General features: G+C 27.1%; 23 protein-coding genes. 17 read left to right on the plus strand and 6 right to left on the minus strand.

Annotated features, from left to right (window positions below; genetic code table 11):
• Nucleotides 1-13: 13 nt before the first annotated feature.
• The 7 genes from ACTG45_RS07755 to proC all read left to right on the plus strand — a co-directional run bounded on the left by ACTG45_RS07755 (nt 14) and on the right by proC (nt 8,380).
• Nucleotides 14-979: a methionine ABC transporter ATP-binding protein gene (locus tag ACTG45_RS07755; protein WP_021384244.1), complete on the plus strand. Its 966-nt coding sequence runs from the start codon at nt 14-16 to the stop codon at nt 977-979.
• Nucleotides 972-1,628, plus strand: coding sequence for a methionine ABC transporter permease (locus ACTG45_RS07760; RefSeq protein ID WP_021384241.1), 657 nt, complete (start codon nt 972-974; stop codon nt 1,626-1,628). Before ACTG45_RS07755 ends, ACTG45_RS07760 begins: the two co-directional genes overlap by 8 nt.
• 36 nt (nt 1,629-1,664) lie before the next feature.
• A complete protein-coding gene (locus ACTG45_RS07765) occupies nt 1,665-2,456 on the plus strand; it encodes a MetQ/NlpA family ABC transporter substrate-binding protein (protein ID WP_021384237.1) in 792 nt (263 codons plus the stop codon).
• Between the two features lie 147 nt (nt 2,457-2,603).
• Nucleotides 2,604-5,339: a sensor histidine kinase gene (locus tag ACTG45_RS07770; protein WP_479918534.1), complete on the plus strand. Its 2,736-nt coding sequence runs from the start codon at nt 2,604-2,606 to the stop codon at nt 5,337-5,339.
• A gap of 103 nt (nt 5,340-5,442) precedes the next feature.
• Nucleotides 5,443-6,054 carry a DNA-3-methyladenine glycosylase gene (locus ACTG45_RS07775; protein WP_044213203.1) on the plus strand — a complete coding sequence of 204 codons (612 nt, stop codon included), beginning with the start codon at nt 5,443-5,445 and terminating at the stop codon, nt 6,052-6,054.
• Between the two features lie 892 nt (nt 6,055-6,946).
• On the plus strand, nt 6,947-7,537 hold the full coding sequence (locus ACTG45_RS07780) for a helix-turn-helix domain-containing protein (protein WP_479918535.1): 591 nt from the start codon (nt 6,947-6,949) through the stop codon (nt 7,535-7,537).
• A 39-nt stretch (nt 7,538-7,576) separates the two neighbouring features.
• The gene (proC, locus tag ACTG45_RS07785) at nt 7,577-8,380 is read left to right on the plus strand and encodes a pyrroline-5-carboxylate reductase (protein ID WP_479920113.1); all 804 of its coding nucleotides are present in this window, start codon (nt 7,577-7,579) and stop codon (nt 8,378-8,380) included.
• Nucleotides 8,381-8,462: 82 nt separating this feature from the next.
• Here the strand turns inward: proC and ACTG45_RS07790 are convergent, their stop codons facing one another.
• Nucleotides 8,463-9,635 carry a DUF1002 domain-containing protein gene (locus tag ACTG45_RS07790; RefSeq protein ID WP_479920114.1) on the minus strand — a complete coding sequence of 391 codons (1,173 nt, stop codon included), beginning with the start codon at nt 9,633-9,635 and terminating at the stop codon, nt 8,463-8,465.
• A gap of 258 nt (nt 9,636-9,893) precedes the next feature.
• Here ACTG45_RS07790 and ACTG45_RS07795 point away from each other — a divergent pair, with 258 nt between their 5' ends.
• The 7 genes from ACTG45_RS07795 to ACTG45_RS07825 all read left to right on the plus strand — a co-directional run bounded on the left by ACTG45_RS07795 (nt 9,894) and on the right by ACTG45_RS07825 (nt 16,853).
• Nucleotides 9,894-10,367 carry a type I restriction enzyme HsdR N-terminal domain-containing protein gene (locus ACTG45_RS07795; protein ID WP_479918537.1) on the plus strand — a complete coding sequence of 158 codons (474 nt, stop codon included), beginning with the start codon at nt 9,894-9,896 and terminating at the stop codon, nt 10,365-10,367.
• 291 nt (nt 10,368-10,658) lie between these two features.
• Entirely contained in the window at nt 10,659-11,543 is an 885-nt protein-coding gene (locus tag ACTG45_RS07800; protein WP_021384276.1) for a sigma-70 family RNA polymerase sigma factor, read from the plus strand.
• 844 nt (nt 11,544-12,387) lie between these two features.
• Complete coding sequence (murJ, locus tag ACTG45_RS07805) at nt 12,388-13,932, plus strand: murein biosynthesis integral membrane protein MurJ (RefSeq protein ID WP_479920115.1); 1,545 nt, start codon at nt 12,388-12,390, stop codon at nt 13,930-13,932.
• Nucleotides 13,933-13,967: 35 nt separating this feature from the next.
• On the plus strand, nt 13,968-14,627 hold the full coding sequence (gene deoC / locus ACTG45_RS07810; RefSeq protein ID WP_021384280.1) for a deoxyribose-phosphate aldolase: 660 nt from the start codon (nt 13,968-13,970) through the stop codon (nt 14,625-14,627).
• Nucleotides 14,628-14,809: 182 nt separating this feature from the next.
• A complete protein-coding gene (locus ACTG45_RS07815; RefSeq protein ID WP_021384290.1) occupies nt 14,810-15,190 on the plus strand; it encodes a GntR family transcriptional regulator in 381 nt (126 codons plus the stop codon).
• Entirely contained in the window at nt 15,183-16,058 is an 876-nt protein-coding gene (locus ACTG45_RS07820; protein ID WP_479920116.1) for an ATP-binding cassette domain-containing protein, read from the plus strand. Before ACTG45_RS07815 ends, ACTG45_RS07820 begins: the two co-directional genes overlap by 8 nt.
• On the plus strand, nt 16,059-16,853 hold the full coding sequence (locus tag ACTG45_RS07825; protein WP_479920117.1) for an ABC transporter permease: 795 nt from the start codon (nt 16,059-16,061) through the stop codon (nt 16,851-16,853).
• Nucleotides 16,854-16,933: 80 nt separating this feature from the next.
• Here ACTG45_RS07825 and cdeA read toward each other — a convergent pair whose 3' ends face one another.
• The gene (gene cdeA, locus ACTG45_RS07830; protein ID WP_021384266.1) at nt 16,934-18,259 is read right to left on the minus strand and encodes a multidrug efflux MATE transporter CdeA; all 1,326 of its coding nucleotides are present in this window, start codon (nt 18,257-18,259) and stop codon (nt 16,934-16,936) included.
• Nucleotides 18,260-18,533: 274 nt separating this feature from the next.
• Between cdeA and ACTG45_RS07835 the strand changes: the two genes are divergently transcribed.
• A complete protein-coding gene (locus tag ACTG45_RS07835) occupies nt 18,534-18,734 on the plus strand; it encodes a 4Fe-4S binding protein (RefSeq protein ID WP_479920118.1) in 201 nt (66 codons plus the stop codon).
• Between the two features lie 235 nt (nt 18,735-18,969).
• Here the strand turns inward: ACTG45_RS07835 and ACTG45_RS07840 are convergent, their stop codons facing one another.
• On the minus strand, nt 18,970-19,812 hold the full coding sequence (locus ACTG45_RS07840; RefSeq protein ID WP_479920119.1) for a creatininase family protein: 843 nt from the start codon (nt 19,810-19,812) through the stop codon (nt 18,970-18,972).
• Between the two features lie 142 nt (nt 19,813-19,954).
• On the opposite strand from ACTG45_RS07840, the gene ACTG45_RS07845 reads away from it, so the two are divergent.
• Nucleotides 19,955-20,488: a PadR family transcriptional regulator gene (locus ACTG45_RS07845; RefSeq protein WP_479920120.1), complete on the plus strand. Its 534-nt coding sequence runs from the start codon at nt 19,955-19,957 to the stop codon at nt 20,486-20,488.
• A gap of 151 nt (nt 20,489-20,639) precedes the next feature.
• Here ACTG45_RS07845 and ACTG45_RS07850 read toward each other — a convergent pair whose 3' ends face one another.
• The 3 genes from ACTG45_RS07850 to ACTG45_RS07860 all read right to left on the minus strand — a co-directional run bounded on the left by ACTG45_RS07850 (nt 20,640) and on the right by ACTG45_RS07860 (nt 22,947).
• The gene (locus tag ACTG45_RS07850) at nt 20,640-21,287 is read right to left on the minus strand and encodes a lactate utilization protein (protein ID WP_021384284.1); all 648 of its coding nucleotides are present in this window, start codon (nt 21,285-21,287) and stop codon (nt 20,640-20,642) included.
• A 324-nt stretch (nt 21,288-21,611) separates the two neighbouring features.
• Entirely contained in the window at nt 21,612-22,526 is a 915-nt protein-coding gene (cotB, locus tag ACTG45_RS07855; RefSeq protein WP_021384282.1) for a spore coat protein CotB, read from the minus strand.
• Between the two features lie 175 nt (nt 22,527-22,701).
• Nucleotides 22,702-22,947: a YdcF family protein gene (locus ACTG45_RS07860; protein ID WP_265113934.1), complete on the minus strand. Its 246-nt coding sequence runs from the start codon at nt 22,945-22,947 to the stop codon at nt 22,702-22,704.
• A gap of 629 nt (nt 22,948-23,576) precedes the next feature.
• Between ACTG45_RS07860 and tnpB the strand changes: the two genes are divergently transcribed.
• On the plus strand, nt 23,577-24,686 hold the full coding sequence (gene tnpB / locus ACTG45_RS07865; RefSeq protein WP_479920121.1) for an IS200/IS605 family element RNA-guided endonuclease TnpB: 1,110 nt from the start codon (nt 23,577-23,579) through the stop codon (nt 24,684-24,686).
• The last annotated feature ends 570 nt before the right edge of the window (nt 24,687-25,256 follow it).

The following is a 25,256-nucleotide window of genomic DNA, read 5'->3' on the forward strand; positions in this document are numbered from 1 at the left end:
GGGAGGAAATTTTATGATTAGCATAAAAAATGTTAATAAGTATTATGGAAAGATTCAAGTGCTTAAAGATGTAAATATTGAAATAGAATCTGGAGAAATTTTTGGAATAATAGGTCATAGTGGTGCAGGTAAATCAACACTACTTAGATGCATAAATGGACTGGAAGAATATCAAGAAGGTAATGTACTTGTTTCTGATAAGGAAGTAAAGTCATTAAATGAAAAGCAGATGAGAGATTTAAGAAAAGAGTTAGGTATGATTTTTCAACACTTTTCATTACTTGAGAGAAGAACTGTATTTGATAATGTAGCATTGCCATTAGAATGTTTTGGATATACAAAATCAGAAATCAAGAAAAGAGTTTTAGAGTTATTAGAAGTAGTTGGAATATCTGAAAAGAAAAATGATAAACCTAGAAATCTAAGTGGTGGTCAAAAACAGAGAGTTGCAATTGCTAGAGCTTTGGCACTAAATCCACAAGTACTTCTTTGTGACGAAGCAACTTCAGCATTAGACCCAAATACTACAAAATCAATTCTTTCATTACTTGAAGATATAAATAAAAAACTAGGAATAACAATAATAGTTGTAACTCATCAAATGGAAGTTATAAAACAGATTTGTGGAAGAGTAGCAATAATGGAAAATGGAGAAGTTTTAGAGGTGGGAGATACAGAAGAAATTTTCTTAAGAAATACTAAAGGACTTAGAAAATTAATCGGTGAAGAAAGTATAATCTTACCAAAGGGAACAAATATAAAGATACTATTCCCTAAAGATATTTCTAATGAAGCTATTATTACAACTATGGCAAGAGAACTAAATATAGATGTTTCTATAATATTCGGTAAATTAGAGCAATTCAAAGAAGATATTTTAGGCTCACTTATCATAAATGTTTCAGATAAAAGTGGAGAACAAGTAAAACAATATCTAACTAGTAAGGGCATAAGATGGGAGGAAATGATAAATGAATAGTTTAATCGACTTTTTGACAACACTATTTCCAAATGCATTGTTACAAACTTTGTATATGGTTATAATACCAACTATAGTGGCAACAATATTAGGATTTATACTAGCAATCATATTAGTGGTTACAAAACCAGATGGATTAAAACCAAATAGCACAATAAATAGTGCTTTAGGGTTTATAGTAAATATATTTAGAAGTTTCCCATTCATGATACTTATAGTTGCAATGATTCCAATAACTAGATTAATCGTTGGAACAAGTATAGGAGAAACTGCTGCAATAGTGCCTATAACTATTGGTGCAGCACCATTTATCGCTAGAATTATAGAAAGTTCACTAAATGAAGTTGATAAAGGATTGATAGAAGCTGCAAGATCTTTTGGAGCTACAAAGAGACAAATAGTATTTAAAGTTATGATAAAGGAAGCCATGCCTTCAATAGTATCTGGAATTACATTATCAATAATATCTATACTTGGATATACAGCTATGGCAGGTGCAGTAGGAGCTGGAGGATTAGGTAATATAGCACTTATTTATGGATATCAAAGATTTGATACAGCAGTAATGGTGTATACAGTAATAGCACTTGTAATATTAGTTCAGATAATACAAGGTATAGGAAATCTAGCTTACAAGAAACTAAAATAACTTAATCATAAACATTTTAAAGAGGGGGAGTAAAAAATGAAATTAAAAAAATTATTATCAGTAGCATTGGTATCAGCAATAGCAATATCAGCAGTAGGTTGTTCAAACAAAGAGGATAAGAAAATACTAGTAGGAGCTTCATCAAATCCACATGCAAAGATATTGGAAGTTGCAAAGCCATTATTAAAAGAAAAAGGATATGATTTAGAAGTAAAAATATTTGATGACTATGTACTTCCAAATACAGCTTTAGATGAAGGTTCTTTGGATGCTAACTTCTTTCAACATATTCCATTTTTAGAAGAAACTGTGAAGGAGAAAGAATATAAACTTACGTATACATCTAAAGTTCACATAGAGCCAATGGGATTCTATTCAGAAAAAGTTAAGTCATTAGATGAAATAAAAGATGGAGCAGTTATAGCTGTGCCAAATGATGCAACTAATGGAGCTAGAGCACTTAAATTATTAGCAAAAAGTAAATTAATAGAAGTAAAAGATGGAGAGCTTATAACTAAAAAAGACATAACTAAAAATCCTAAAAATATACAAATAAAAGAAATGAATGCAGAACAATTACCAACAGTATTAAAAGATGTTGATGGAGCAGTTATAAATTCCAATTATGCTTTAACAGCTAACTTAAATCCTACTAAAGATGCTATAGTAATAGAATCAAGCGATTCTCCATATGTAAATATAATAGCTTGTAGAGAAAATAATAAAGATAGTGATAAGATAAAAGCTTTATCAGAGGCTATGAACAGTAAAGAAGTTAAGAAATTTATACAAGATGAATATAAAGGAAGTATAGTGCCAGCTTTCTAAATTGAATATGCAAAATCTATAAAATGAGTAAAATTAAAAATATTTACTCATTTTTTTTTATAACTAGAAAGTGACAAATTTTTTGGAAGAATTGTGGTAACATATTTATAGGTAAAACTATATAAAAATGAAGAAGTGGTGGGGAATATGGAATCTAAGGGAACTTTAAGCAAGAATAAGGTCTATATACTGGCTAATGGGGTATTTTTGATTATTGCAATTTTAAATATAAATTTGTATACAGTTTCTATAAATATGTATAGGATAATTTTACTTTGGATATTTGGGTATTCTATAGTTTATATAACTAGTTTCAAAAAAGACGAATTTATAAATATATTAAAAATAGGATGTCTCGTATTAGTTTTTGTAAGTATTTTAGGAGTAGCAGATTTAAAACTTCAAAAATTCCAAATTGTGCTACTCAATCTAAGTATAATTAATATGTCTACTTTTATATATTTAACCATTTCTAAAATAAAAAAATTGAGAATAAGCCCTGTATTAATTTTTTATGGTGCTTTTGTCATAGTAGACTATTTTATAAGAAATATTTTTAGTGATTTTAATTGGAATATGATTATTATATTAGTTAATATTGCTATGTCGTTGTTTAATTTGTTATATTTATTGAATAAATTTGATAGTACAATTGAACACTATAAGTTAATAAAAGATTTATCATATTTTGCTTTTTTTACAACAATTATAGGATTTATAGCAATTTGTTTTAGTACAGTAGATACAGATAGGTTAATAGGAGTAGTGTATTTATTATTATGTAACCATACTTATTATGTATATGTATACAGTTTCAATAATAGAATAGTATATCCATATTACGAGCTTGATTATATAAATAAAAAATTAAGTAGAAAGTCAGAGCAACTAGGGAAGATAAATTTAGCAATAGAAAAAGATATGACTATACAAAGAACATTAAAGAATTATATAGACCAAAGAAAAGAGTTATTGAGACAAGCTCTTGATACAATACCAAATGTGTGGATAGTAACAGATTATGATTTTAATATAAGCTATACAAATAATAAATTTAAAAATGAGTTTTCAAAAGATATGAGTAATTTTTATAAAATATTAACTTTTGTCAAAGAAGATAAAAATGTAGCTAAAAAATTAAAGAAGTTTGACAATGATATAAGTATAATTGACAAGCAGGTAGAATTAAATGATAAAATCTATTTATTGAGTTTAAGTAATAATAAAGAAGAAAGTAACTACTTAATAAGCTTAAATGATATTACAAATGAAATCAAAATGGATGAAGAAATAAGACATATAAATAAAGATTATGAAAATATTATATTAAATATTCCATCTCCTATACTTGTAAGAAGTGCTGAAGGTGGTATAAAGAAGAATAAGATAATAAGCATAAATAAGAAATATGAAAAGAGCTTTAAATGTAATTCAAGTGATTTAGTTGGCATGACATTAGAACAATATTTTGAAACTTTCAATATAGATTTCTTTGATAATAGATCATTTAAGAGATTAAATCTTACACAAGAAAAGAAAGCTGAAATAGTAAGTTATAATGATACAGCAAACTGTATAGTTAATTTTGTAATGTCTGACTCAGAAGGTGAAGACCGTGTTGAAGAAGTTAGAGTTGGAGATTATTGGTCTGATAATAAGCTATTTAAATTGCTTACGTTTAGAGATATAACTAAAGAAATAAATATACTTAGAATAGTAAATGAACAAAAGGTAATATACGAAAAATTACTAGATGCTATACCAGAAGCTATTTTTCTTGAAGATTTAAGTACATCAAGAGTTCTATATACAAATAGAGCTTTTAGAGAACTATTTGGAATTTCTAGTGACGTATTAGGAGTTACAACACAAAAATATAGAAATATATTAGTAAAAAAATACATAAATAATTTAAATATAGGAGAGAGAGAAAAGAGTATTCACATAGTAAACGAAAACAATCATATTAAAGAAGTAAAAATGATATCAAGAACATTGTATTTTGGACAAAAAAGAAGTAGAGTGAGAATTATTAAAGATTTAAGTGTGCAAAGAGAGTCTGAAAGACTTAAGAAGGCATTAATAAAACAAAGACAATATGACCAAATGAAAATGGAGTTTTATGCTAATATATCTCATGAACTTAAGACACCTTTAAATAATATATATAGTTCAGTTCAACTTGTCGAAAATCTTTATAAAAAGGGAAAAATAATTGATTCTCAGGATATACTAAAAGAACATATACAAATAACTAAACAAAATATGTTTAGATTATTAAGATTAATAGATAATATAATAAATATTTCTCAAGTTAAATCAGATATATATAAGATTAAAGCAGTTAATTTTGATATTATTGATATAACAGAGAGAATAGTTACATCTATTAGTAGTTATGCTAGGTCTAAGGGAATAGACTTGGTTTTTGATACAAATGAGGAAACTATGAGAGTAGGGCTTGACCCAGAATCTATAGAACGTATAATACTGAATATATTATCAAATTCTATAAAGTTTACTTTAGAAGGTGGAGAAATTCTTGTAGGGATATATAAAAAAGGTGAAACAGTAGAGATACTTATAAAAGATACTGGTATAGGTATAGAAAAAGAAAAATTATTTGATATATTTAATAGATTTAAACAAATTGAAAATAGTGGAATATCAAATGAATTTGGAAGTGGAATAGGGCTGTGTCTTACAAAATCATTGATTGAAATTCAAAATGGGGAAATTTACATAGACAGCAAAGTAGGAGAAGGAACAGAAGTAAAAATTATATTCCCAATTAGAGAAGTGGTTGAAGAAGTCTATGATAAGTCAAATTATAATGACAACATTGAAAAATTCGAGATAGAATTTTTTGATATATATAAATAATAAATACTGAAATCTATTATTCGTATACTAGTATAAAATAAGCTAATTTTATTTATGTTTTTAGCTAGACTGTATCCATTGAAAATAAATTTTATGAGGTGAAGTGTTGGAAAAGGATTTTTTTAGAAAAAATGGTATTGATTTAGCCAAATCAATACTAGGCAAATATCTTATAAGAAAGTATGAAGATAAAACAATTGTCACTAAAATAATAGAGACAGAAGCGTATATGGGTATAACCGACAAAGGAGCACATGTGTATGGTGACAAAAAAACGGACAGAACTAAGCCATTATATTTAGATGGTGGACATATATATGTTTATTTAATCTATGGTATGTACAACTGTTTAAACTTATCGGCAAATGTAGAAAATATACCAGAGTGTGTATTGATAAGAGGCGTAGAACCTGTAACTTCTCTAGATGAGATATCTATAAATAGATATAATAAATCTTACAATGATTTGAGTAAATATCAAATAAAAAACATTACTAATGGGCCAGGAAAACTTTGTAAGGCTTTAAAAATAGATAGAAGCTTAAATAGCAAGAGCATAATGGGTGAAGAGTTATATATAAGTGACTTTTATTATAATGAGGAAGGAATAAAGGTGTTTAGTAAGAATCAGATGGATATAAAGACTAGTAAGCGTATAAATATAGATTATGCAGAAGAGGCAAAAGATTTTTTGTGGCGTTTTTATATTGAATAAATCTTGATGTAACCGAGATATCTGTCTATGGGAAATTATTTTCTCCAGATAGATATCTTATTTTTTTATAGAATTTTTAGTTTAATAAAAATAAATTTATGAATTACGAACATATTTTAATAAATTTATAATTATTTTACTAATATAAATAAAGATGTATTTTGGCGAAATAAGCTACAAAAATTAATTTTTTTGTGTATTTTATTAAAAATGATAAAATTTGTATAGATAATTAACTTATTTTATAAGTAATAAATTAATTATTAAAGAATGAAGAAATTTTGACAAAAAAAGAAATTCTATTTAGAATAGAGATATATTTAAAAGAACATAAAACACTTCAATAACACTTGACAATCTAAAAATTGACAAGGCTGTATCTAAAAAAATATATAATATTAAATTATAAAATGGAAGATGTTGCAAAGTAAAAAAAGGCATTGAATAGATGTCATTAAATTGTAAAATTATGTTATAATTATAAAAAAGGATGTAAGAATGTGTAGAAATAATAATACAATAATCTGAATTTTTAATAATTAAATTTAAATAAGACATGCAACATATAAAAAATAATTTAGATATATTGATTAGATAAGGTATATTAATAGGATTAGTATACTATTATGAATTATTTTGATAATATATTGAATCATATGAATAACTTAAGTTTTATTATATAAAAAATAAAGACTTGTAAGAAGTAGATATTTAATTGGTAGAGTTAGATAAAAATATGTGAAAAATAAATCGTAAAAGTGTAGACAAAACAAATTTAATAAATTATAGTAATACTAATAATTTTTTTAAAAAGTGAAATAAAATAGGCATAAAAGCCTATATTTATATTTTTGTATTTATATTATGAAAAAATTAAAATTATTTAGGGGTGATGGTTTTGAATAAGGACATAGGAGCAAAAATAAAGCAACTTAGAACTCAAAAGCAAATGACACTGAAAGATATGAGTGAAAAAACAAACTTATCAATTGGTTTTTTGTCACAGCTTGAAAGAGGATTGACAAGTGTGGCAACAGATTCCTTAGGAAAAATAGCAAGTGTATTAGATGTAGAATTAACATACTTTTTTATGAAGCCGAAAGAGCATAAAAGAGCTGTATTAAGAAGTTATGAGAAAGAAGTGTTTGATGTAGAAAATTCTACATTTATACATTATCATTTGTCATCTAATCTAAAGGAAAAAACAATGTTGCCAAGATTAATTGAAATTCTTCCGAGTAAGAGTAGTGAAGAAATTTGTTGTTACGTACATGACGGTGAGGAGTTTGTGTATGTACTAGAGGGTACTCTTACAGTGTTTTTGGGTGATGAGCAAATAGAAATGTATCCAGGAGATACAATACATTATAATAGTGAAAAGAACAATCACAATTGGGTCAACTATACTAATAAATTAGTAAAAATTTTGGTGGTAAGTGTTCCAAATCCATTTGAGAAATCTGATACGATTAAAGAAGTTTAAATTTTAACTATTAATACTAGATAATAAGGAGGTACTATAGTGAAAAAAATTGGATTCATAGGTGCAGGAAATATGGCAAGCGCTATGATAGGAGGGATAGTAAATTCAAAATTAGTTGAACCTGATATGGTTATAGCATCAGCATACAGTCAGGGAACACTTGATAGAATACATAAAAGTTTTGGAATAAATACTACAAAAGATTCAAAGGAAGTAGCTAGAAACTCTGATATAGTAATTGTGGCTGTTAAGCCAGATATATATGATGATATTTTAGAAGATATAAAAGATTTTATAGATGACAGTAAAATTGTAGTTACAATAGCCGCTGGAAAATCTATAAAAGATATAGAGTCAACCATAGGAGAAGATAAAAAAATAGTTAGAACTATGCCAAATACTCCAGCTCTTGTAAATGAAGCTATGTCTTCTCTTTCTATAAATAAAAATATAAACGATGAAGACCTAGAGGCAGTTACAGAAGTGTTTAATTCTTTTGGAAATACTGAAGTAGTACCAGAATATCTTATAGAAGCTGTAATTGGAGCGAGTGGTTCGGCACCAGCATATGTATTTTTATTTATAGAGGCTATGGCAGATGCAGCAGTAATTGCAGGTATGCCAAGACAACAGGCATATAAATTTGCATCACAGGCAGTTATGGGTTCAGCAAAAATGGTACTTGAAACAGGAAAACATCCTGGCGAGTTAAAGGATATGGTGTGTTCACCTGGTGGAACTACTATAGAGGCAGTTAAGGTACTTGAAGAGGAAGGTTTTAGAGCTTCTGTCATAAAAGCTATATGTGCATGTATAGATAAGTCTAAAAAGATGAGTGAGTAATAAAAATTTATTGCAAAGAAAAAGAATTGCCCTTTAGAAAATTTCTATTTTAGGCAATTCTTTTTTTTTATTTATTTAATTTTTAAAATAAGCCTGAAAGCCAATTTTTTATTTTTTCAAAGAAACCAACTGAATCATCGTTATTTGATTGATTTTCTGAATTATTTGTGTCATCGTTATTTGATTGAGAGTTATCTTTATTTTCGTTATTAGCTGTATTATTATTTTCTGAGTTATTTGAATTACTATTATTATTAGAATCAGTGTTATCTTGTGGATTTATTTGAACACCTTCTGTAGAGTTTATTACAGCATCAGAGCCAAGAGACTCATCATTAGTGCTATTTAAGATTCCTAAATCTTTTTTATCTCCACCTGAGAATAAACCAGAGAACCAGTCTCCTATTCCACTAAACCATCCACCAATAGTGTCTAGTATACCAGAGCCTTTAACACTTTCACCTAATTTCTTTAATTGCTCATTTACATTATCTGATACATTATCTAATGTATTTTTCATGTTATTGTAATCATAATCTTGGTCAGCTATTTTTTTCATTACACCTTTAATTTGTTCTTTTTGTTCTGGTGTAATAGTAATATTGTAATTATTTACAACATTGTTTATTGTATTTGCTATTTGAGTAGTGTCTTTTGTGCCATTTTTTACAATTTCTGTTTTTATATCATTCATTACACCAGTTGCCTTTTCTTGACCTATATCATCTCCTAAATCACCTGTAACTACCAATTCTTCAGAAGCAATCTCTTTCTTTGTTTCATCAAGTTTCTTTCCTGAAGCATCTTCAAATGCTTTCATGATTCCTGTCAATGCACCAGTACCACTTACAGGGTATGGAGCAGCGGCGATAACATTGGCATCTTCAAGACCAGCTGTTGTAAGTGTTGAAGCAATCATTGAGCTAGTTACCCAAGTTAAATTTGCTGTTTTAACATTAATTCCATTCCCTTTTTTAGTAGGTTCAACATATGAACAAGATATAGTAACTTTTCCAAGCTGACCTTCTGTTGCAACACCTTGTAAGTATTGTCTTTCTTCTGCATTTGTTACATCTAAAACTAAGACTTGGTCTTTTTTCACTCCAAAGTAATTAAGCATTTGTTGCTTTTGAGATTCTGATAAGTTAGCTCCAAGTGTAACTACGTTTGTACCATCTGCATAAGAAAGGTTCATACTTCCAAGTACCAGCATCGTAGATATAACAATAGAGCTAATTTGTTTTTTAAACTTCATAATATTCCTCCTAGATTTAACATACATTACATTTTCAATATATTAATATATTGAATAAAAATATGTACTACATTTCTATTATACTAAATATAAACTATTTTTTAAATCAATGCGATTACAAGATTGTAATAAAAAAGGGAATATAAGGAAGATAATAAAAAAATAATTTTTGTAAGAGATTGAAAAAACAATTAATGTAGTATACTATAATATAGAAATGATTATGATAATGTTACAGAATTGGAAGGAGAAAAATAAATGTCAAAGGAATTAGTAAAAGATAGAGTAATAAAATATTTAATAGAAGATTTATTAGTACCTCAAGATATGATTGATACAAATGTTGAATTAGCAGAATTTGAAGAAGGCGCAGAAGGAACTTTAGATATTATTGTAAATGTTAAAGATGAGGAAGATTATTATGCACCTGTAATGATAGTTCAATGTTTGGATGAAGATGTAGAGCTAGAAGGTGAAGTTTTACAAAAACAAATAGAATTTTTAGAAGAAGTAGATAATATAACTATGTCAGGTAGATTAGTTTTAACTAATGGCGATGCTATGATGTATGCTGATTGGAGAGGCGAAGAATACGATACTGAAGCAGCTCTTCCAACTTATGATATAATGGTAAAAGAGTTTAATGAAATGGAGCAACAAGTAAAAGATTTAGAAGAACATCACCATCACGATGAAAATTGTGGCTGTGGATGTAATCATCATGAAAATTAAATATCGAGCATATAGATTAAAAGAGACTGTTTATTAAACAGTCTTTTTTTTAGACATATATCATTCTAAAAACCAAGGATATAACAAGATGGAATAAAATAAATTATATATATAGGGAGGATATTGGTGTTAAAAGTAGAATAGTATTATAGGTATAGTTTTTGTAACTTTGTATACATAATGTACAAAACAACTTGTTTGAAGAAGGGGATATTATGTAATTGTAGATTATGTAGATTTAAATTATTTATTTTTGTTTTAGCAAATTCTATGAATAGAAGGGGTTTGATTATGGATACTAAAAAAGAAAATAATTATGAAAATTATATTTGTGTGGGTTCATCAAATGTATCGAATGCGATGAAAATGTATTTAAAGGAAATTGAGGAATACAAAATGTTGTCAGCGGGAGAAGAGGTAGAGCTGGCTAAGGAAATAATCAACTCATCTTCAGTAGCAAAGGAAAAGTTTATAAATTCAAATTATAGGTTGGTAGTGAGCATAGCAAAAAGATATAAAAGAGATAGTATTGATATGTTAGACTTAATTCAAGCAGGAAACATAGGACTTATAAAAGCCGTAGAAAAGTACGATTATAAAAAAGGATACAAATTTAGCACTTATGCAACTTGGTGGATAAAACAAAGCATAACAAGATATATCGATGATTGCGAAAATACTATTAGGATACCTATACATCTTCATCAAAGAATAAATTTTGTAAAGAAAAAGAAACAAGAACTTTTAAATGTATTATTAAGAGAACCAACTGTGGAAGAGATTGCAGATGCATGTGGTCTTGAAGTTGATAAAGTACTGGAATTATTAAGAAGAGATAAAAATGTTGTATCTTTAGATACGCCATTAAAAGAGGATGAGGATAGTAGTTTAGTTGAATTTATACCATCAGATGCTGATTTTAAGGATGTTGTAATACGAGAAGTTGAACAACATAATTTAAAAGAAAAAATAGAAGAGTTACTTACAGGTCTTGGAGAACAAGAACAGCAAGTTTTAAGAATGAGATTTGGGATTGATGATGATGACCCTAAGACATTAGAACAGATTGGAAAGGTATTTGGAGTTACTAGAGAACGAATAAGACAAATAGAAGCTAAAGCAATAAGAAAGTTAAGACATCCAAGTAAGTTAAAACAATTAAAGCATTTCTATTAATATTTTTAAATGTATTATATATAAACAGCACACTTATATTTTATAGGCGTGCTGTTATTTTATTTGAATTTTTAACGAGTCGGGGAAAAAATATTTTTATGAACTAATGGAAGAATATGCTTTAAAACCTGCTCAAATCTATCTTGATTTTACAACAATCCAACATAAGTAAAGTTGATAAGGAAACAGGACAACAAAGAATTAAAGACCTTTATAATTATTTTATGCATTCAAGATAATCTCAATAATACATTGTTTGGACATGGTATGCATATATTGGAAGATACAGAGAATTTATTAAGAGATGCACAATAAAAATGTATCAATATCACAACAAAGTAATATGCTAGTAGTTAAATCTTGTAAATATGTAGATTGAAAAGGAAAACACAATCTGATTTAGAAAAACTACAACATATGCTTAAGTATACTATATTTGTAATTCATATTATTGTTAACTAAAATAAAAAGAGAGTGTTATTAATAAAAGAATTTTCTCTTTTATAAAAATAAATAATAGTCTAGTAAAATTTCTCAATATGGACAAAATATGTTAGAATATAGTTTAAAAAAGATGATAAAATTTGTTTTTTATTTTTTGCTTTAAAGGTTATTAAGTGACAACTCCATTTCTTTAAATATAATTGAGTATGAACAACTTGTATTATAATTATGTAGAAGTTATTGTAGAAATAAAAAAATATGAAGAATAATGTAGTTTATGATATATTAAGAAATAGGTGTTAATTATATTTTATAGGTTTAAGGTTAATAGGTTAAATTATATATAAGGAGCTAGATTTTACTCGATTAAAAAGAAGTATGTTAGAAGTGGAGTGATAAAATGAGCAAGGTGGCTAAAGCAACTTTTTATTTGATGATAGTTACTATAATCTCTAAGATTCTTGGAATGGGTAGAGAATTAGTGCTATCATCAATTTATGGTACAGGCTTATATACAGAAAGTTATTTAACAGCTATGAATATACCAAATATTATATTTGCAGCAATTGGTACTGCTATAGTTACTACTTTTATTCCAATGTATCAAGATATAAGTAGTAAGCAAGGTGAAAAGCAAGCACTAAAGTTTTTGAATAATGTTTTAAATATAATAGTTGGTATATGCATAATTGTTGCTATACTAGGTATTATTTTCTCAAAGCAACTAGTAAGTATATTTGCGATAGGATTTGAGGGAGAGAGATTTTTTCTTACTGTAAAGTTTACTAAGATATTGATAACAGGAATAATATTTATAGGTATTACTAGTGTTATGTCAGCATTTTTACAAATTAAAGAAAATTTTATTGTAGTTGGATTTGGGAGTATACCTTATAATATAGTAATAATTATTTCAATAATGCTAAGTACAGTATTTGGTCCATACATACTTCCGATTGGCGCTGTGATTGCTATGGTAGTTCAGTTACTTTTTTACATGTTTTTTGTTAAAAAAACGAACTACAAATACTTATATTACCTAAATTTTAAAGATGATAGCCTCATTAAATTACTGACATTACTTTCACCAGTATTTATAGGTGTTGCTGTTAATCAAGTGAATTCATTGGTGGATACAACGTTAGCCTCTACACTAGTTAAAGGTAGTATTCCTGCACTTACTTATGCAGATAGATTAAATGGTTTTGTTACAGGCACATTTACAGCTTCAATAGTATCTGTTATGTATCCTATGTTATCAAAGTTAAGTGCAGAAAATAATCAAAAGAAATTTACAAGCTCAGTTAAATCTAGTATAAATATGATAATAATCTCAATGATTCCTATTTCAGTTGCATCTATTTTCTTTGCAACTCCTGTTGTTAGAATCATTTTTGAGAGAGGAGCTTTTGATGCTAGGGCAACTCAAATGACAGCGACTGCTTTAACTTTTTATGCAGTTGGTATGACTGCATTTGGTTTAAGAGATATTTTAGGTAAGGTTTTTTATTCATTACAGGACACAAAAACACCTATGGTAAATGGGATTATATCTGTAGGTGTAAATATAGTGTTAGATTTGATTTTAATAAAACCAATGGCTCATGGCGGTCTTGCACTTGCAACAAGTTCATCATCAATTGCATGTATATTATTACTTTTCTGGAATTTAAAAAGAAAGGTTGGATATTTTGGTCAAGATAAAATAATAAAAGCAACTCTGAAATCTTTAGCTGCATCTTTTATTATGAGTATTTTATCATACCTTACGTATAAATTTGTATTTGGAATTCTGGGAGTAGGCACATTTAATGAATTTGTATCATTAACTATTGCAGTTATAGTTGGAGGTGGAATTTACACATTATTAATGAATATTTTTAAGGTTGAAGAAGTTGACATGATACTAAACATTGCAAAAAGAAAACTGCATTTAAAAAAGTAGTTTAATTATATTAATCACAAATTTAGGAGGATTTTATGAAACATATATTAAAAACAGTGGACCATACTATTTTGAAAGCTACAACTACATGGGAAGATATTAAAATTTTATGTGATGAAGCTGTAAATATGAATGTAGCATCAGTTTGTATACCACCTTCATATGTAAAAAGAGCGACAGAATATCTAAAAGGTAGAATAAAAGTATGTACAGTAATAGGATTTCCTTTAGGATATCAAACTACTGCTACAAAAGTATTTGAAGCAAGAGATGCCATTGAAAATGGAGCAGACGAAGTTGATATGGTTGTAAACATTTCAGATATAAAAAATGAAGCTTATGAAAATATAGAAAATGAGATAAAAGAAATAAAAAAAGCTATTGGAGAGAAAGTTTTAAAAGTTATTATAGAAACATGTTATTTAGATGAAGATGAAAAAATAAAGATGTGTCAAATAGTGACAATTTCAGGTGCTGATTTTATAAAAACATCTACAGGAATGGGAACAGGTGGGGCTACTTTAGAAGATATAAAGCTTATGAAAGAACATGTTGGAAAAGATGTAAAGATAAAAGCTGCTGGAGGTGTTAAATCAATTTCTGATGCAGAAAAATTTATAGAAGCAGGAGCTGAAAGACTAGGAACTAGCTCAATATGTAAAATATTAAAGAATGAGAATACAACAGACTATTAAATTTCTAAATTTATGAGTAAGCAATAATGATTAAACTTTAATTATGAATTTATAGAATAAAAAACAGAGGGAATTTTTCCTCTGTTTTTTTTATTTAGTATTGACAGAGAATCTTTTTCAAGATATTATAAGTTATATAGTTAGTTAGTTGAGTAACTAACTAATGTGGAAAGGAGGAGCCTATGAAATTAGTATTAAACAATGAAGAACCTATATTTATTCAGATAGCACAAGCAATTGAAGACGAGATACTATCAAATGGAATAAAAGAAGAAGAACAGGTTCCATCAACAACTGAGCTTTCAAAGCTTTATAAGATTAATCCAGCTACAGTATTAAAAGGAATAAATGTACTGGTTGACAAGAATATTCTATATAAAAAGAGAGGTATAGGGATGTTTGTATCAGAGGGTGCAAAAACTATTATAAAAGAAGCTAGAAAAGAAAATTTTAAACATAATTTCATAAAAAATCTACTTCAAGAAGCTGACAAATTAGAAATAAATAGAGAAGAGCTAGTTGATATTATAATCAATTTCAAGGAGGATATAACATATGAGTAGTTCTATTAAGATTAAAAATTTATCTCATAGTTTTAAAAAACAAAAAATTTTTAGTAATATGTCTTTAAACTTTGAAGAAAATAAAATATATGGTTTATTAGGTAAAAATGGAGCTGGAAAAACTACACTATTAAACATAATGGTAAATCAGTTGATTCAAAATGAAGGCGACATAGAAATATTAGGGAATAACTTAAAAGAAGATGTAAAAGTATTGGAAGAAGTCTGTGTTGTGAGAGAAAAAGAATTTTATAGCTCAGATTTTAAAGTAAGTCAAGTATTTGAGTTTTCTTCTAGTTTCTATAAAAACTATGATAAAGGATTAGAAGAAGAATTATGTAAATATTTTGATTTAAATACTAAAAAAAAGTATAGACAATTGTCACGAGGAATGAAAACTGTACTATCAAATATAATAGGAATTTGCTCTAATTCAGCTATCACTATATTTGATGAACCAACAATAGGTCTAGATGCAGTAAATAGACAAGAATTTTATAACATAATTTTGGATAATTATATAAAAAAACCAAGAACGATAATAATATCAACTCATTTGATAGATGAAATAGATGATTTATTGGAACATGTAGTAATATTAAACGAGGGCAAGATTATTGTAGATGAAGAGATAGATGTTATAAAACAAAAAGCCCATTACATTACTGGAAACAAAGAAGAACTAGAGAAATTAGAGTCTATAAAAAATATAAAGCCTAAAAAGGCATTTGGTAATACAGTTGCTTATTTTTACTATGGTGATTTTAGTGAAAATGATGAAAAAGTGATTAGGAATTCAAATATTGAAGTAGGGTATATAGGATTACAAGACATGTTTGTTAACATGACTAAGAAGGAGGGATTGTAAATGAATGAATTAAAGCCATATATAAAATTTTTTAACAAAAATACTAAGTTATATATAATCACATTTGTAATTGTAGGAATTGTTATGAATATTTTGCCAGTAATAGCTCTTAAAGCCTTTGGTGAAGTATCTAAAAATAATCTATATACAAATGTGAACCCTATTTTAACATATCTAACTATACTGATATTTGTGTATGGAGTAAATATGGTTAATAAAGATTTCTCAGGAGCTTTAAGTATAAGAGCAGATAGAAAAAGTTGTATAAAAGCTATTGTTACGAATTTAATTGTTTTAAGCTTTATAATTTCTATTGTAGGTATGGTTTTAATTTTTTTATCAAAATTATTTATAGAGATTATAACAGGTTACAGTATAGATTTGTCAACTTTACTAAAGAAAGATGCAATTTGGACATCTATATCTGCTCTAATAGAGCCAACAACATCGAGTATACTACTAACTTATTTAAATTATTTTGTACAGATAGTTGTAAATGAAATATTCGTAGGTCTTATAGGTGCATTATTAGGCGCTTTTACATATAGAGTTAGAAAAGCTACCAGTGTTACTATGTTGATAGGCATACCTGTATTAGTAATAATTTATATGATTAATTTTGCAACTAAGAATATAGAAAAGATATTGATATATTTAGAAAAAATTATTTATTTATTCCAGAATCCATTTATTTTACTGGGAACAAAAGTAGGTATTATGGTTATTTGTGTACTATTCATAGTTTTATTGCTTAGAAGGGCACCAATTAAAGATTATGCAAATGACTTATTGTAAATAAATTAAAACCTGCCAAAAATCAAATTTATAAATTTGTGTTTTAAGGCAGGTTTATTTATTCTAATAAATATAAATTTTTAGTAGTTATATCTACTTTTATATTTTTTTATAAGTGGAATAGATATAAATATAGTTAGAATTTCAGCAAATGGAACAGTAAGCCATAATCCAGTCAAGTTTAACATAGGAGGAAGAATTACAATTCCTATAATTATAAAAACAAAGGCACGACTAAAAGATATAATAGCCGAAATTTTTCCATTATGAAATGCTGTAAAAAATCCTGATGCAAATATGTTTATTCCAACAAATAAAAAAGCAAAAGCAAATATTTTTAATCCATGTAAAGCTAGTTCAAATACTGTATTATCTGGGTTTACAAAGACTCTAACAATAAGTGGTGCGAAGACTAAGGCAACAATAAACACTAACAAAGAAGAAACTAATATAAATTTAATTGAATGTTTAAATGTTTCTTTTAACTTGTCACTATTTTCAGCACCAAAATTATAACTTATTAATGGAGAGACTCCAGCAGCAAAGCCTAAATATACCGAGGTCATTAAAAAATGAGCATACAATACTATAGTAAGAGCTGCAAGTCCATTTTCTCCTGCTAACTTTAAAGCGACTATATTAAATAAGAATGTTGTAATACCTGTAGATAACTCTGTAACCATCTCAGAAGAACCATTTATCATGGTATCTCTTATAAGCCTAAAATCATTTTTTGGTTTTCTAAGTTTTAGTGTAGACTTACTTGATAAGAAGTAAATAATACCTAAAATACAAGTTAGAATAATACCTATAGCAGTTGCAACGGCAGCACCTAAAAGACCCATTCCAAAATACTTAATAAATATATAATCTAATATTATATTCGTTACACCACCAATGACTGATAGAAATAAACTAAATTTAGAGTTTCCATCAGTTCGTATAAAATATTCAAATATAAATTTTAAAATATAAAATGGTGTACATAAAATCATAACTTTACCATAAGTTATACAATAGGGTAGCAATTTGTCTGTTGCTCCAAGCAAAATAGATATTTCCTTGACAAAAAAATACGAGATTACTGTAAATAAAATTCCAACAATCAATGAAAACAAAACTATAAAAGAAAATGTAGAGTTGGCATCATCTTGTCTATTTTCGCCCATACGTATAGAAACTATAGCTCCTCCTCCAGTTGCCATCATTATTCCAAATCCACAAACAAGGTTGATTATAGGTAGTACAATATTTATACTAGCAAGAGCATCTGAACCAACTAATGTTGATACAAAGATACCATCTATTATTGTGTATAAAGATATAAATATCATGGATATAATTGCAGGAGAAACAAATTTTAGAAATTCAAAAGTAGTGAATTTTCTTGTAAATAAATTTTCCATAAATTTTACCTCCTTTTATTACTCTCTATATATAATAAGCTATATAGTAACTATATAGTCAAGAAAAAGTTTATTTATACGATAAATAGCTTTAAATCAACAAAGAACTATATCAAGGACAATAAGTAACTTTATTAAAGATAATAAAAAAGGTATTTCTATTATTATAGTTATTGTTTTATTTATTCTATTTGATACATGTCCAATAGATTTATTACAAGCAGTTTTGTCAAGTTGAGAGTCTAAATTCTCAGTTCAAATTATTGGTTTTTTAATGGCATTTGGTGATTTTTTTGGAAGATTTACCTGTGAATGGCTTTGTCCTTTTGGACTTGTACAAGATTTATTATATAAAATATCATTTCTAACAAAGATAAAAAAAGTTTATGATGATAAATATTTAAAATATCTAAAATACATAGTTTTATTAGTCTTTGTAATTATTCTCACAATTGCTATTGTAAAGGTAACATGAGGTGGAAATTCTTGGTTTTATAAATAGAAGAGAAGAATATGATATAAATAGCACTCATAATCAGTTATAAGTGCTATTTTATGTAAGTTTTATATATATTATAAGTAAATTATATAATTTTATGAAAATTTAACTTTAAAGATAATTATAAAACTAAAATTTTTCAATATGTAATATTTTTATATGTTTCTAATGGAGCTAAATAGATAGTAAAATGAGTTTTTAATTGCATACTTTAAATTTTAAGTTTTAAAGCAGGTATATCATATAGAGGATGGTGCATATATTTTTCGTAATTAGAACGAAAAATAAAATTATGTGTAGCTTTACATATTTCTTCTCCAATATTATTATTTAATTCAATTCCTAATTCTTTTCTAGCTTCTTTAGGAAATCCGATATGACCTTCATTTTTGATTACATTAATAACTTTTTGAATATCCATCATTTCATTATCTTTGATAGATATATCAGGTCGCTCTTGATAATTATCATTTACTAATTCAGGGTATAGTGCTAACATATTTGATGTCTCAATCCATCCAGCATGAAAATCATTTGGAAATAGTTTGATTTTTTCTTCAACAAAATCAGGAAAATCTCTAAGTATCTCCTTTTGTTCAGAATTAAAAATTGAACCCATAGGTGAAATTGAAACTATTCCATACTCTTTATTGATTGCCTCACAAGATTGTTCTATAGTAATTGTATGTAGTGGGTCAGCGTGACCAGATATAACGATGATGTTTGTAATACCCCATTTAACTATATTTTCTAATGTACTATAAGTTATTTTGTAAATCAACTCACGACTAACATGAATATTACCTGGGAAAGTTCCCATATCTGCAAAGCCAAAAGGTATTATAGGGAGTTTTCCATAATAATAATTGGGTAGAACTGAATCTAGTTTCTCAATAGCAAGATTAATCCATGCTTCTGTTTCATAAATATCTACACCTATTGGTAGATGTTTACCATGTTCCTCTATTGGAGCAATTCCAACAAATACTATTAATTTTTCTTTGTCTAAATTTAAAATATCTTCCCATGAAAGATTAAGTAAATTAAAATTCATAATCTTAAACCTCCCCAAAATTTATTTTAGTTGTAGTACTCTTTTTTTTTAGTAGATTTAATGATAAAATTATAATGTAAATATATAGTACTCTATATATAGAGTACTATATATACATAATAGTGTCAAGGAGGAAATAAATTTGCTTTCAAAAACAATGACTATTCTTTTAGGTATTATCCAAGAGAAACCAGTGAATGCATATGAATTAACTAAGCTACTTTCTAAACTAAATGTGAAGAGTTGGTATAATATTGCAGATTCAACTGTATATGCGACAATTAAAAGTGCTGAAAAAAAAGAATATATAGTTGGATGTATTGAAAAAAGTGGTAATATGCCAGATAAAACTGTTTATAGTATTACAGAAAAGGGAAACCAAGAATTATTAGATACTATAGAAAGCTTTATTTGTAATTTTGACTATGATATAACTTCATTTTCAATAGCAGTGTTTTTTATTAGGATATTAGGTAAAGATAGAAGTATAATATTATTAGAGAAGAGAAGGGATTTACTTAAAAAATACGAAGATGGAATCAAGAAGCAGATTGAGAATATGAAAGAGCAAGGTGTAAATGAGGTTTTTATAGGAAATACAATTCAAAGTTTGTATATTGTTGAAGCCCAAATAAAGGGAGTAGATACTTTAATTCCTAAAATTAAGAGTATGTAAATAAGTGAAAATCAAGAAAATAAATGCAAAAGTTTTAAAAGGTTATAAAGGTGGTAGAATGAAATTTTTATTAAGGAATTTTATTTTACCACCTTTATGATTAAGTTATTTAATTTTATTATTTATAGATTTGATTAAATGTATGTATATTTTATAGACCAAGATTTTCTCCTACTAATATTACCTTTATCTTGTTTGCTGGACGACTAATTCTTGTAGTTACCATATATGCACAGACACTTTCAGGACTTTTGCAATCTATACAACTTCCATTAGTATAACATGGAGTATTTACATCCTGAAAACGTTGTACAACAGCTGGTGCAGCAATTGTTCTAGCTCTTTGTACTGCATCGTCAATATTTTTAACAATTTTATTCATACCAGCTACAACTATAACGTTTTTTGGACCAAATATCATTGCAGCTACACGATTTCCATTTCCATCAATATTGAAGAGTTGTCCATCTTCACTAATTGCATTGCTACTCATTAAAAAAGTATCACATAGAAGAGCCTGGCGCATAATTTCTGTTCTTTCTTCTGGAGTTTTTGCTAAATCTCTATCAATGACTTTGAATCCTTTATCTCTAACAGCAGTTTGTACTCCCATTTCTTTAAGAGTTTCAGAACCTCCCCATGATACTACATGATTTTGAGGAATCAAATCTAAGATTTGTTGTAAAGCATCATTCTTAGTTTTACAGTAATAAGCATCAAAGTAACGTTTTTTAAGAGCTTTAACGATATGTGGCCCTAACTTGTCATATCGTTTTTCTAAAGGTGTTTGTCTTATCATACTAAAATCACTCCCGTATTTAAATTTTAAGATTATAACTACAAATTATTAATGTAGTTATAATATAGTTATAACATAAATATTTTTCTAGGATAAGATTTACTATTAAAATTTTAATAAATCATTGGAGGGATAGAAGGGCTTACAAAAACGTACTTGTGGATATTTTTAATTTTTTATTTATTAAAAATAAAGTTATTAATTATAGAAGATTAGTTCTTTTATAATAAATGATTTAAATTCTATAGAATATAAAAAAATAAAGGTACGATTTATGTGTACCTTTATTTTGATTAAATACATAGAGATTAAAAGGAATTTTAATTACATATTTTTATAACTTTCCAATATTCTAACATAGTGGTTGGCTTCTCTTAATACATGGTCTGCCAAAAGTGGTAATATTATAGATTTTATCTTACATTCTTCTATTCCTGATGTACCTGCTTCTTTAAAATCCTTAAATTCAACAGTTTCATTTAGCGTTTCCTCTGTAATACTTGCTACATCAGTATCAGTCATTTCATTTGTTTTTTCAATTAATTCATTGAATTTTATGGCAAATTCATTTGCAGTATTTATTAGTTCACTTTCAGATGGGTCGAGTAATCCTCTCATAAATAGAGCATGTTCCATCATAATATGGTCCCAGAATAATTCTACTTCTTTAAAATTTTTCAAATCAATATCTATTTTATTTTCTAAGTCAATTACATAGGAACGATACAAGTTTGCTTCATGTATTATATGTTCAATAAGTAGTGGATAGTTTGAAGTAAAAAGGGTACATGATAGTACTCCATCTAAAACCCTTTCTTTTAAGTCAATAAGCCCATCAAGTAATCTTATTGCATCAGAGTTAAGCTGAGCTACATAGTCTACTAAATCTTGACCAACTTGAGGATTTACACCACTTTGTAGGTTCAATTCTCTTGTAGTTAAGTTTTGATTTATTTCTATTCCTGTAAGTTCTTCGGTTTTTTGTTCTGCATTCAATGTGAGAGTGGTTACAATCTCTTCTGAATATAATATATCAGGTCTGATTATACCATTACTAGCGCTAACAGTATATGATAACAAATCTTCAAATTGTTTTTTATAGTGGTCAGCTTCCATAGCAAGATTATAATCTTTATGTGTAAATCCTGCCTCTAGAAAAAGAGAATGTTCCTTCATAATTCTTGCAAAAAATAAATGTAATTCTAGCGATAAAATAGCATATTTTTGATTATCTATCATAATTTCCTCCCTTTAGAAAGTATCTTATTTATAATACTTTATTCTTAATATTTGAATTTATGTATATTAGGGAAAAATTAACTAATTATATTGCTATTAATATCAATATTTTTTATTTAATTATAGTTAAAAAATTTACTTTATCAATACTTTTATTGAGCACATGAATAATACTTTACTGAAAATTTCTATATATTCTATATCCTATATAAAAAAATTCTTCTCTTGCTAAAAATGGTAGTTTGCTCTTTAAACTTATATATCTTGTTGTCGGTGTTGGAGAACTATAAGCTTCTATTTCATAATCATTTGCCATTAGCATTGCCCTTTTCATATGCAATGGGTCGCTTACAATAATTGCTGTATGGTATGAATTTTCATTCATTATCAATTTAGCGTTTTCAATATTTTCTTGTGTTATATTTGATTAAAAAATAGCTACGCAAACTTGTGACTTTAGTCGTGAGTTAGTAACTAAAGTAGTCAGCGTATAGGGAAATTTATATGTAGAGATAGGATAGAACCTATCCAATACTACTTGAATTGCTGGAAACCCCTAAAGCTAACCAAACTAAAACATAAGGATGAAATAAACCTAAGTGTGAAAGTTACGAAAGTAGAAAAAATTGGTTAGATGGTATAAGGTTAAACCCTAAGTACTTTAAAATGGGCAATCAGCAGGTAAGCTCCAAATAGGAGAAACTTCAACGACTATTCCTCTTGAGGGAAGTACACTACAAGCTATTGGTAGTGGAAGTGGGTAGACCTTAACGGATAATGCCGAAGGATAAGATATAGTCTGTGCTTACATGAAAGTGTAAGAAGTTCATAAGAGAACTGCATAGGTAGTAGCGAACTTATGTGAACGACAACCTCAAAAATGATAAAAGTTAAGACTTACGGTTCTTACATATGTTATTTAAAAATAGATATAAAACCTTCGAAATAATTGTTTTAAATAATTACGTTTGTTAATATTATAATGGGTGATGAAAAATAGAAGTTACTCGGATATGTATATTAATAATCATAAAAAACAATTAAAGTGAGGTGATAGTAGTGGAAAAAGCATATAAGTTTAGAATGTATCCAAATAAAAAACAGCAAGAGTTAATTAACAAAACTTTTGGATGTTGTAGATTTGTATATAATAAGTATCTTGCTAAAAAAATAGAAGTTTATGAAAACTATAAAGAAACTTTTACTTATAAACAGTGTAGTTCTGATTTGACCAATTTAAAAAGAGAATTAAAGTGGCTTAAAGAACCTGACAAATTTTCACTACAAAACACCTTAAAAGATTTAGAAAACGCATATAAAAAATTCTTTAAAGAAAATGCAGGATTTCCTAAATTTAAATCAAAGAAAACTAATAGATTTTCATATAGAACTAACTTTACAGATGGAAATATTATGTACTTTAGTCAATATATAAAATTACCTAAACTTAGTATGGTTAAAGTAAGGGATAAACAAGTACCTCAAGGGAGAATACTTAATGCTACAGTATCCAAAGAACCAAGTGGTAAATATTATGTATCACTATGTTGTACTGATATAGAGATTGAAGCATTTGAAAATACTAATAATCAGATAGGTTTAGATTTAGGAATTAAAGAGTTTTGTATCTCAAGTTGTGGAGAATTTATAGAAAATCCTAAGTATCTTCAAAAGTCATTAAACAAACTTGCTAAATTACAAAGAGAATTATCGAGAAAAACAATTGGTAGTTTAAATAGAAATAAAGCAAGGTTAAAAGTTGCAAGACTTCAAGAACATATAGCTAATCAAAGGAAGGATTTTCTACAAAAACTATCTACTAAATTAATACGAGAGAATGATATTATTTGCATAGAAGATTTACAAGTAAAGAATATGACTAGAAATCGTAAATTATCTCGCTTAATTTCTGATGTGTCATGGTCAGAATTTGTTCGTCAATTAGAATATAAGGCTAATTGGTATGGTAGACAAATTGTAAAGGTAGGTAAATTCTTTGCAAGTTCACAAATATGCAATAAATGTGGGTACAAAAACGAGGAAGTTAAGAATTTAAATATAAGAGAATGGATTTGTCCTTGTTGTAATGTAACTCACGATAGAGACATAAATGCGAGTATAAATATACTAAAAGAAGGATTAAGACTAATAACAGTTTAAAATAGATAACTTATGTAAGAACCGTAGGAACTACGGGGATAGCCTGTGGAGAATTGGTAAGACATATTTTAGTATGCGAAATTCTATGAAACAGGAACCCTGTGACTTTAGTCATGGGAGGTTCAGAAAGCCATATTCCGTGATTTATGCGTTCTTGGAAAACAGGTGAGATATATAAAATTATTGAGATTCCAATTGCTATCAATAAGCATTTTATTATATTCTTTTTCTTCATATTTATTCTACCTTATTAAAAAATTTATAATTTATTGACTTTTTTCTTGTGATAATTATAGCATGATTTTGTAATATATTCATTTTTTCTACTGTTGTAAAGGGAATTGTTAGCTTAATATGAAACAAATGTTTTTTGCAAAACAAGAACTTTTATAAGAAAATTTGAATAAATATGAAGCAAGCATAATTAAATATAGAGAACAAATTGGCGAATTGAAGGTATTATAAGCAAAAAATAAAGAAAAAATAAAAGCCTTATATGAGTGCAACTTAAATTCTCTTAGAATATGCTTAAGTGATTTGCTGAAATAAGCATACAAGTTTATTAGAAAA

Source organism: Clostridioides sp. LIBA-7602 (assembly GCF_056688945.1).

What these genes read in the sequence shown, in the direction of transcription:
- cotB (WP_021384282.1), bottom strand. Translation starts at nt 22,526, where the DNA reads ATGATAGATAATCAAAAATATGCTATTTTATCGCTAGAATTACATTTA.
- ACTG45_RS07770 (WP_479918534.1), top strand. Translation starts at nt 2,604, where the DNA reads ATGGAATCTAAGGGAACTTTAAGCAAGAATAAGGTCTATATACTGGCT.
- ACTG45_RS07825 (WP_479920117.1), top strand. Translation starts at nt 16,059, where the DNA reads ATGAATGAATTAAAGCCATATATAAAATTTTTTAACAAAAATACTAAG.
- ACTG45_RS07780 (WP_479918535.1), top strand. Translation starts at nt 6,947, where the DNA reads ATGGTTTTGAATAAGGACATAGGAGCAAAAATAAAGCAACTTAGAACT.
- ACTG45_RS07840 (WP_479920119.1), bottom strand. Translation starts at nt 19,812, where the DNA reads ATGAATTTTAATTTACTTAATCTTTCATGGGAAGATATTTTAAATTTA.
- ACTG45_RS07820 (WP_479920116.1), top strand. Translation starts at nt 15,183, where the DNA reads ATGAGTAGTTCTATTAAGATTAAAAATTTATCTCATAGTTTTAAAAAA.
- ACTG45_RS07790 (WP_479920114.1), bottom strand. Translation starts at nt 9,635, where the DNA reads ATGAAGTTTAAAAAACAAATTAGCTCTATTGTTATATCTACGATGCTG.
- deoC (WP_021384280.1), top strand. Translation starts at nt 13,968, where the DNA reads ATGAAACATATATTAAAAACAGTGGACCATACTATTTTGAAAGCTACA.
- ACTG45_RS07800 (WP_021384276.1), top strand. Translation starts at nt 10,659, where the DNA reads ATGGATACTAAAAAAGAAAATAATTATGAAAATTATATTTGTGTGGGT.
- ACTG45_RS07760 (WP_021384241.1), top strand. Translation starts at nt 972, where the DNA reads ATGAATAGTTTAATCGACTTTTTGACAACACTATTTCCAAATGCATTG.
- ACTG45_RS07765 (WP_021384237.1), top strand. Translation starts at nt 1,665, where the DNA reads ATGAAATTAAAAAAATTATTATCAGTAGCATTGGTATCAGCAATAGCA.
- ACTG45_RS07835 (WP_479920118.1), top strand. Translation starts at nt 18,534, where the DNA reads ATGGCATTTGGTGATTTTTTTGGAAGATTTACCTGTGAATGGCTTTGT.
- cdeA (WP_021384266.1), bottom strand. Translation starts at nt 18,259, where the DNA reads ATGGAAAATTTATTTACAAGAAAATTCACTACTTTTGAATTTCTAAAA.
- ACTG45_RS07815 (WP_021384290.1), top strand. Translation starts at nt 14,810, where the DNA reads ATGAAATTAGTATTAAACAATGAAGAACCTATATTTATTCAGATAGCA.
- ACTG45_RS07850 (WP_021384284.1), bottom strand. Translation starts at nt 21,287, where the DNA reads ATGATAAGACAAACACCTTTAGAAAAACGATATGACAAGTTAGGGCCA.
- ACTG45_RS07755 (WP_021384244.1), top strand. Translation starts at nt 14, where the DNA reads ATGATTAGCATAAAAAATGTTAATAAGTATTATGGAAAGATTCAAGTG.
- ACTG45_RS07795 (WP_479918537.1), top strand. Translation starts at nt 9,894, where the DNA reads ATGTCAAAGGAATTAGTAAAAGATAGAGTAATAAAATATTTAATAGAA.
- murJ (WP_479920115.1), top strand. Translation starts at nt 12,388, where the DNA reads ATGAGCAAGGTGGCTAAAGCAACTTTTTATTTGATGATAGTTACTATA.